Raw genomic sequence first — 9,253 nt, forward strand, 5'->3', positions numbered from 1 at the left:
ATTGACATGCGGGTACGCCAATACAAAAATTTGAAACAAGGATAATCGGGATTGAACGACCTCGGCGGCCTATACCGTCGACATGACCGCATTCAAGGCGCGCCGCAACTCCTTCAGCCGGGGCGGCTTGCCCAGCACGCAGTCGACGTGTTCGGGATAGTCACTGTCGGCGGCCAGGCGCTGGCCCCAGCCCGTGAGCATGATGATGGGCGTGGCCGGAGAGCACTGGCGCACCGCGCTGGCCACCTTGCGCCCGTCCACGTGGGGCATGCCCAGGTCCGTGATGACCACCGCAAAGTGTTCGAGCCGGTCGTGCGCGGCCAGGAAGCAGTCGATGCCGGCCTGGCCCCCATCGGCGGACACCACCTCGTGGCCATCGATTTCCAGGATGTCGCGCAGGGACTTGAGCACCATCGGGTCGTCGTCCACCACGAGGATGCGCAGGCGCGGCGGCACGGCGTGGGCCGCCTCGGGCGCTTGCTCCCCCTCGCCCACCGCGCAGGCGGGAAAAGCCAGGCGCACCGCCGTACCCTGCCCCGGCGCAGTGACGATGTCGATGCTGGCGCCATGGCGCTCCATCATGCCATACACCATGGCCAGGCCCAGGCCCGTACCCCGCTCGCCCTTGGTGGTGAAAAACGGTTCCAGGCAGCGGCGGCGCGTATTCTCGTCCATGCCGATGCCCGTGTCGCCCACCTCGATCCACACCTGCCGCGCCTCTCCCGCTGCGCTGGCGCAGCTGGTGCGCACGCTCAATGTGCCGCCTTCCGGCATGGCGTCGACGGCGTTGAAGACCAGGTTGGTCAGCGCTTCGCGCAGTTCGCCCACGCTGCCCGGCAGCATGGGCAGCTCGTGCGCCAGCTGCGTGCGCAGGGTGATGACGATGCCGCGCTGCTGCGGCATGTCGCTCCAGCGCGCGCGCGTCAGGTCCAGCACCTGCTGCACCACCAGGTTGGCGTCGATGGGCGAGAGCGTCAGTTGCGGTTCGCGCTGGCGGTAGAATTCGCGCATGCGCGCCACGGTGGCGGCCACGTCGTCGATGGCGCGCTCGATCACTTCCAGGCAATGCCGGCCCTGCGGACTGAGATTGGTTTCCGTCTCCAGCAAGGATTCGGTGTACAAGGCGACGGGGGAAATGGCGTTGTTGATGTCGTGCGCGATGCCGCTGGCCATCTGCCCTAGCGCGCGCAGGCGCTCCTGCTGCATCACCGACTGCTGCGTCTGGCGTAAATCGTCATACGCGCGCTGCAGCGCGCCGTAGAGCTGCACCTGGTTCGCGGCCAGCGCCACATGCTCGCTCAGCTGGCTGAGGAATTCGCACTCGCCGCTGGTAAAGCTGTGCGCGGCACGGCGCGCCACGATCAGGATGCCGAAGACCGTGTTTTCGGCCAGCAGCGGCGCCATGACGAGGGCGCGCAGCCCCCCTTGCGCCAGCCGCTGCGGAAACGGAAACGCCACCTCGGCGATGTCGGCTTCATACACGAGTTTTCCCCGCACGCAGCTCGACAGGCCATTCTCGTCGATGGGGATATGTGCCTGCTCGCCCATCATGAACGACTGCGCCAGCGCCTCGCTGCGCACGCCCACGCACGTCACCTGCAGCGCGTGCTGCGACGGCTGGTACAGGCAGATGCAGCTGAAATCGATGGGTAGCTGGTCTTCCAGGCTGCGCACCACCACCTGGAAGATGCTGCGCAAGTCCTGCCGCTCGCCGATCGAGCGCGTGATCTGCTGCAGCAGGTTCAGGCGCTCGAGCTGCTCATGCACCTTGCGCTCGGCCAGCTGGCGTTCGGCGATCTGCGTTTCCAGGGCGCCATTCGTGTGCGCCAGCTCGTCGCGCGAGACGGTGGTGCGGCGCAGCTTTTCCGTCATGCCGTCGAAGGCGCGCGCCAGGTCGCCGATTTCATTCTTGGTGTGCACGCCGAGCGTAAAATCGAGCTTGCCAGCACCGACGATCAGGGTGCCCTGGCGCAACTTCTCCAGCGGTCCCGTGACGCTGTTCATGGTGAAGTAGATCAGGCCGGCCACCAGGGCGATGATCAGGCCGCCAAACAGCATCACGGCCACGTTGGCCCGCTGCTGCGCATCGAGCACGCCTTGCCGGCTCAATTCGGACAGCCGCATCGCGTCCGAAATCATGCCCTGCACCTTGCCCATGATCTGGCCGGACAGGCGCGACTCGAGCTCGCCCAGCACCTCGCGCCGCTGCGGGTCCTGCCCCAGCTCGCGGTGATTCGCCACAAACAGCCTGAACAGGTCTCCCACGCGGGACAGGTCGCCCTGCAATTCGCGCAGCAGCGCGCGCTCCTCGCCGGTGCTGAAGGCGGGCGTGGCCAGCAAGCCCGTGGACAGCGATTCGCTGCGCAGCTGCCACTGGGACCGCGTGCGCGCGCCATGGTGCAGCGCATATTCAATCGACAAGTAGCGCAGCGACGTGACGGCTTGCAGGATATCGGCCGCCGCCTTGTTTTTCGCCAGTTCGCGCTGCATCGTCATGCTGGTCGAGAACAGCACGGCGACGATGATGGCCACGAGCACCACGCAAAACAGTTGGGCCAGCTTGAAACGCGTTACGATTTTCACGGTGGCCTTCTCAATGAATGACCGTCACGGCCGATGGCGCCAGGGCTTCCAGGCCGTCAAGATACACGGCAACGAGGAAGTTCGGCATGTCGCCGCCCTCGGCCAGGCGGTTCCTGATGGCCCAGCGCGCCTCGTCTTCCAGCGCCAGCAGCAAGCCTTGGTCGAGCACGATACCAAACTGATAACCGTGCCAGGCCGCCTGCAGGCGCGCCGCCTCGCTGGCCGATGCCTTGGCGAACAGGGCGCGCGCGGCATCGGGCTCGTCGCGGCAAAAGCGCGCGCCGGCGATCAGCGCGCGCAGCACCTTGCGCATCGTGGCCGGGCGCTTGCGCACATAGTCGCCCGCGCCGGCCACGTTGAACAGGCCTGCATACACGTCCTCGCCATAGAAGATGGCCGCCTTGCCCGCGATGGCATGCGTCATGCCCGTCAGGAAGGGTTCCCAGCCGGCCGCCGCGTCGACCTCGCCCCGCGCCAGCGCCCCAGCCAGCTGGTCCGGCGTGTAGTTGCGCAAGGTAACTTCAGCGGGCAGCAGCTTCTGCCGGTTCAGGAAAGCGTCCAGCGTGAAATGGCCGGAGGTGCCCAGGGTCACGCCGATGCGCTTGCCTTTCAGGCTGGCAGGCGTGGACACACCGCGGTCCAGGCGCCCCACGATACCGTGGTCACGCTGGGCCTCAAAAATGCTGGCGATGATGACGACGGACTGCTTGTTGAGGCTGGCCAGCACCACGGGAATATCGGAAACCGTACCCAGGTCGGCCCTGCCCTGCAGCACGGCTTCCAGCGACGCCTTGCCGGACGAATACGGTTGCAGCCGCGCATCGATGCCCTCGCGCGCGAAATAACCATGTGCGCGCGCCGCCAGCACGGGGCAGCTGCCCACGTATTCTGCATTCACGGCCAGGCGCAGCACTTCCGCCGGGCCGGGCGGCGCAGCGGGACGGGCATGGAGCCGCCAGATGGCTGTCGCGGCCAGCGCCAGCAACAGCAGCATGGCCGCCACCCAGACCGCCCGCCGCACCGGCGTCGCGCCGTTCATGCGCTGCACTGCGCCGTGGCCGACTCCAGCGCGCTGTTGATGGCCTCGGAAAACGCCGCCACGTCGATCGGCTTGGTGAGATAGCGGTAAAAGCCGGCCGCCAGTCCCTGGCGGATATCGCCTGGGGCGGCCACGGCCGTCAGCGCGATGACGGGGATATGCGCGGTGCGGGCATCGGCGCGCAGCAACTGCAGGACTTGCGTGCCGCTGATGTCGGGCAGATCGCTATCCATCAGTATCAGCTGCGGCAGGTGGCGGCGCGCCAGGTCCAGGCCCGTTTGCACGTCGCCGGCGGACACCAGGTCGAGGTCGGGGCGAAAATGGATCAGGCCCGCCACCAGGGCCAGATTCAGGGGATTGTCTTCCATATACAACAGCGTCTTGCGCTCCGGCAGCCGTATCGTTTCAGCGGGCCGGGCAATGGCGGACAGGCGCGGGCTTTCCTGCAGCGGCTGGCGCGCCGGGCAACTGGCGATATCGATCCAGAAAGTGGTGCCGCGTCCGGGCGTGCTGGCCACGCCTATCCTGGCCTGCATGGCTTCGGCCAGGCGCTTGCTGACCACCAGCCCCAAGCCCGTGCCCTCTTCGTCGCGCGCATCGCGTCCCAGGCGGTTGTAGGGCTGGAACAGCGCCTCCAACTGCGCGGCGCTCATGCCGCCGCCCGTGTCGCGCACGGACAGGCGCAGCTGGCGTGCATCGGCGGGCTGGCAATCAACGTGGATGTCGCCCTGTTCGCGGTTGTACTTGACGGCGTTCGACAGCAGGTTGAGCAGCACCTGCTTGAGGCGCGTGCGGTCGGCCAGCACGTGTACCCCGCCCGCCTCGACGAACGTCAAGGTGATGCCGCGCTTGTGCGCCAGCGGTTCCATCATTTGCCAGCATTCGTGGTAGATGCCGGCCAGCTCCACGGGCTCCATCGCCAGCGACATATTGCCCGACTCGATCCTGGCAATATCGAGGATATCGTTAATCAGGGTCAACAGATGCCGGCCGGCGCCGAAGATGTGCGAGGCGAAGGTTTTCTTTTCCTGCGCCGTCGAAGGAATGGAATCGGACATCAGCATCTGCGAAAAGCCCAGGATGGCGTTGAGCGGCGTGCGCAGTTCGTGGCTCATGCTGGACAGGAAATTGGTCTTTTCCTGGTTCGCCCGCTCGGCCACTTCGCGCGCCAGCTGCAAATCCTTGTTCATGGCGTCGAGTTCGGCCGTATGCTGGCGCAGCAGCAGTTCCAGGCGCGCATTGGCGATGCGCAGCTGGCGCGTTTCCAGCGCCCGCGCCAGTATCAGCAGGATGCCCGACACCTTGAACGGCTTGACGACATAATCGAGCGCGCCCGCCTTCATGGCCTGCACGGCCGAAGCGATCGTGCCTTCGCCCGTCATGATGATGCAGGCCAGGTCAGGATCGATCTGGCGCGCCGCTTCCACCACGGCGATGCCGTTCAGGCCCGGCATCATCAGGTCGACCAGCAGCAGGTCGAACGATTCGTTGGCCAGCAGCGATAGCGCCGCCTCGCCCGAAGCGAGCCCCGTCGCGTCATACGCCTGGCCGCGCAAGGTGTCGCACAGCGCGCGCACGTGTGCCAGCTCGTCATCGACAATCAGTATCCGCGCCGGCATAGGCGAGCTGTTCATGCATTCTCCTGGCGGCATGACCTTGCGGGTCGCGAATGTGCCCCGCAACATGCGTTCCCAGCATAACACCAGGAAATTACCAGAAATGCACGCTTTGTCACGCGCGCGGCGGCGCAGGGACGCCAGTCAACGCTAGGACAGAATAGGCAGCCCCTGCAGCAGCTTGTCCAGCGTCACCGGATACTCCCTCACCCTCACCCCCGTCGCGTTGTAGACGGCATTCGCAATCGCCGCCGCCACGCCGCAAATGCCCAACTCTCCCACGCCCTTGGCTTTCATGGGCGAGGACATGGGGTCGGTTTCGTCGAGGAAGATGACGTCCTGGTGCGGGATGTCGGCGTGCACGGGCACTTCGTAGCCGGCCAGGTCGTGGTTGACGAAGAAGCCGCGGCGCCGGTCGACTACCAGCTCTTCCATCAGGGCCGCGCCCACGCCCATGGTCATGGCGCCGATCACCTGGCTGCGCGCCGCTTTCGGGTTCAAAATGCGGCCGGCCGCGCACACGGCCAGCATGCGGCGCACGCGCACTTCACCCGTGTCGCTATCCACGGCCACTTCCACGAAATGCGCGCCGAACGTCGATTGCTGGAATTTTTTATCCAGGTCGCCGTATTCCATGTGGTCTTCCGCGACGACGTCGCCATGGTAGGCGGCGGCCGCCAGCGGCACGCTGCGCCCGCCCTGGCTGACTTGCCCATCGGAAAAGCGCGCTTCCTTTTCATCGAAGCCCAGCTTGCCGGCGATGGCCTGACGCAAACGCACGCAGGCCGCATACACGCCGGCCGTGGAGCTGTTGCCGCCCCACTGCCCGCCAGAACCGGCCGAAACGGGAAAATCCGAGTCGCCCAGGCGCACGACCACCTTGTTCAAGGTCACGCCCAGCATTTCGGCCGCCGTCTGCGCGATGATCGTATAGCTGCCCGTGCCGATGTCCGTCATATCCGTTTCCACCGTGATCACGCCATTGCCATCGAGGCGCACGCGGGCGGCCGATTGCATGACGAGGTTGTTGCGAAAGGCGGCCGCCACGCCCATACCCACCAGCCAGCGGCCGTCGCGCCGCATGCCGGGCTGCGCTTGCCGCTCCTTCCAGCCGAACTCGACGGCGCCCGTGCGCAGGCAGTCGATCAGGCGGCGCTGGGAAAACGGGCGGCTGGGCTTTTCCGGGTCTACTTTCGTGTCGTTCAGGATGCGAAACACGATGGGGTCCATTTTCAGCTTGTCGGCCATCTCGTCCATGGCGATTTCCAGCGCCATCAGGCCTGGCGCCTCGCCCGGCGCGCGCATGGAGTTGCCTTCCGGCAAGTCAAGCACGGCCAGGCGCATGGCCGTCATGCGGTGCGGCCCCGCGTACAGCAGCCGCGTCTGCATCACGGCCGTTTCCGGCTGTCCGCCTTTGAGGTCGCCAGACCAGGATTCATGGCCGATGGCCGTGATCTTGCCATCGCGCGTGGCGCCGATGCGCAGGCGCTGGATGGTGGCGGGACGGTGCGTCGTGTTGTTGAACATCAGGGGCCGCGTCAAGGCCACCTTGACGGGACGTTGCGCCGCGCGGGCGCCCAGGGCCGCCAGCAAGGCTTCGGCGCGCACGAACAGCTTGCCGCCGAAACCGCCGCCGATGTACGGCGAAACGATGCGCACCTTGTCTTTTGGTATGCCCAAAGTGCGGGCCAGGTCGCCACGGCCCCAGTCCACCATCTGGTTCGCCGTCCACACCGTCACCTTGTCGCCCTCCCAGGCGGCAATCGAGGCGTGCGGCTCCATCATGGCGTGCGACTGGTCAGGCGTCGTATAGGTGGCGTCCAGGCGCACGGGCGCATTCGCAAAGGCGCCGGCGAAGTTGCCCGTCTTGCTATCGGGCTTGCCGTCCTTTGGCCTGGCCGCCGTATTCTTTGCCTTGGCCAGGTCGAAAACACCGTTCTGCTCGACATATTTCACGTCGAGCAACTGTGCGGCCGAGCGGGCTTGTTCGAAGGATTCCGCCACCACCAGCGCGATGGCCTGGTGGTAATGTTCAATGTCAGGACCACCCAGCAGCGTCGCCGTGTTCATCTTGCCTTTGCCCAATTTCCCAGCCGATTCCGCCGTCACCACGGCCAGCACGCCGGGCGCGCGCCGCGCGGCGCTGGTGTCGATCGAGACGATGCGCCCTTTGGCAATCGCCGCGCCGACGACATGGCCGTAGGCGGCGTGCGGCGCGGCTTTGTTTTGTTCATACGCGTACGGCGCCATGCCCGTGGTTTTCAGGGGGCCATCGATGCGGTCCGTGGGACGACCCACGATTTTCAGCTGGTCGATGGGATTGGTGGAAGCCGGTGTCGTAAATTTCATGGCCCTAGCCTTTCTTCGCTTGTGCTTGCGCCAGTGCGGCAGCAATCGTGCGCTGCGCCAAGATCAGCTTGAAGGCGTTGTCGTCAGTCGCCTGAGCGCCGGCCAGCAGGCGTTCGCTCACGGCAGCGGCGCCATTGGGTATCGCCTGCTCGGCGCTAGAAATTCTCCACGGCTGCGGCGCAACGCCGCCCAGGGCCAGCCGGCCCGTGCCGTCCGGCAAGATGATGGCCGCCACGGACACCAGCGCGAACGCGTACGAGGCGCGGTCACGCACCTTGCGGTAGACGTGCGTGCCGCCGATGGGCCGGGGCAAGGTCACGCTGGTGATCAGTTCGCCCGACTGCAGCACGGTTTCCAGCTGCGGCGTGCTGCTCGGCAAGCGGTAAAAGTCGGCAATAGGGATGCTGCGCACGGCGCCGTCGGCCCGCACCGTGTCGATGGCAGCGTCGAGCACGCGCATGGCCACGGCCATGTCGCTGGGGTGCGTGGCGATGCAAGCCTCGCTGCCGCCCAGAATCGCCAGGGGCCGACTGAAGCCGGCGATGGCCGGGCAGCCGCTGCCCGGCACGCGCTTGTTGCAGGCCTGGTTCGTGTCATAAAAATACGGACAGCGCGTGCGCTGCAGCAAGTTGCCCGCCGTCGTCGCCTTGTTGCGCAATTGCGCCGAAGCGCCGGCCAGCAAGGCGCGCGACAGCACGCCGTAATCGCGTCGCACCGTGGCATGCGCCGCCAGCGCCGTGTTGCGCACCAGGGCGCCGATGCGCAAGCCGCCGTCCGCCGTCGGTTCGATGCGATCCAGCGCGAGGCCATTGACGTCGATCAAATGCGTGGGCGTTTCGATCTCCAGTTTCATCAGATCAAGCAGATTCGTGCCGCCCGCGATGAAACGGGCGCCCGGCGTGTGCAAGGCGGCGGCCGCCGCTTCGGCCGGCGTGGCGGCCTTCTGGTAGCTGAACACTCTCATGCCGGCCTCCCCGCCACCTCGGCAATCGCCTCGATGATGTTGGAATACGCGCCGCAGCGGCAGAGATTGCCGCTCATGCGCTCGCGCAATTCTTCCGCTGTCGCCTGCGGGGGCGCGTTCAAGTCCGCGCTGACGTGGCTGGGAATGCCCTGGCGGATTTCGCCCAGCGCGGCGACGGCCGAGCAGATTTGCCCCGGCGTGCAGTAGCCGCATTGAAAGCCGTCGTGCGCGATGAAGGCCGCTTGCATCGGGTGCAGCTTGTCCGGCGTGCCCAGTCCCTCGATGCTGGTGACCTTGGCGCCGTCATGCATCACGGCAAGAGTTAAACAGGCATTGATGCGCTGGCCGTCCAGCATGACGGTGCAAGCACCGCACTGGCCGTGGTCGCAGCCTTTTTTGGTCCCCGTCAGATGCAGGTGTTCGCGCAATGCGTCGAGCAAGGTGGTGCGCGTGTCGAGTTCCAGGCTGTGGCGCCGGCCGTTGACGTCCAGGCTGACGTTCATCAGCACGGGCGGTGGCGAGGCACCGGCCTGGCTGGCCGCTGTCACCGCTTCTGCCGCTCCCGCCACGCCGGGCACGGCCGCCGCCGTGGCCGACAGCGCGCCGGCGATCAGCACGCCGCGCCTGCCGGCATTGATGTGATTACACTCTGTCATCTCGCGCTTCCTCCTGGCTGTCGACTGGCTGGGTGGGCGCATGCAG

The 9,253-nt window shown here is 66.4% G+C and carries 6 protein-coding genes; all 6 read right to left on the reverse strand.

Translation table 11 applies throughout. The features are described from left to right. Positions 1 to 69: 69 nt before the first annotated feature. Complete coding sequence (locus tag ACQ4WS_RS00690) at positions 70 to 2,583, reverse strand: ATP-binding protein (protein ID WP_436472747.1); 2,514 nt, start codon at positions 2,581 to 2,583, stop codon at positions 70 to 72. A gap of 10 nt (positions 2,584 to 2,593) precedes the next feature. Further along, positions 2,594 to 3,622, reverse strand: coding sequence for an ABC transporter substrate-binding protein (locus ACQ4WS_RS00695; RefSeq protein WP_436472749.1), 1,029 nt, complete (start codon positions 3,620 to 3,622; stop codon positions 2,594 to 2,596). Further along, complete coding sequence (locus tag ACQ4WS_RS00700; protein WP_436472751.1) at positions 3,619 to 5,256, reverse strand: response regulator; 1,638 nt, start codon at positions 5,254 to 5,256, stop codon at positions 3,619 to 3,621. The genes ACQ4WS_RS00695 and ACQ4WS_RS00700 overlap by 4 nt, the downstream gene beginning before the upstream one ends. 132 nt (positions 5,257 to 5,388) lie before the next feature. Beyond that, positions 5,389 to 7,587, reverse strand: a complete 2,199-nt coding sequence (gene paoC, locus ACQ4WS_RS00705) for an aldehyde oxidoreductase molybdenum-binding subunit PaoC (RefSeq protein ID WP_436472753.1) — start codon at positions 7,585 to 7,587, stop codon at positions 5,389 to 5,391. 4 nt (positions 7,588 to 7,591) lie between these two features. Beyond that, positions 7,592 to 8,551, reverse strand: coding sequence for an FAD binding domain-containing protein (locus tag ACQ4WS_RS00710; protein WP_436472754.1), 960 nt, complete (start codon positions 8,549 to 8,551; stop codon positions 7,592 to 7,594). Further along, positions 8,548 to 9,207, reverse strand: coding sequence for an aldehyde dehydrogenase iron-sulfur subunit PaoA (gene paoA, locus ACQ4WS_RS00715; RefSeq protein WP_436472756.1), 660 nt, complete (start codon positions 9,205 to 9,207; stop codon positions 8,548 to 8,550). The genes ACQ4WS_RS00710 and paoA overlap by 4 nt, the downstream gene beginning before the upstream one ends. Positions 9,208 to 9,253: the final 46 nt, after the last annotated feature.

Origin of the sequence: Janthinobacterium leeuwenhoeki, assembly GCF_051380795.1 — a bacterium.
Taxonomy (GTDB): domain Bacteria; phylum Pseudomonadota; class Gammaproteobacteria; order Burkholderiales; family Burkholderiaceae_D; genus Janthinobacterium.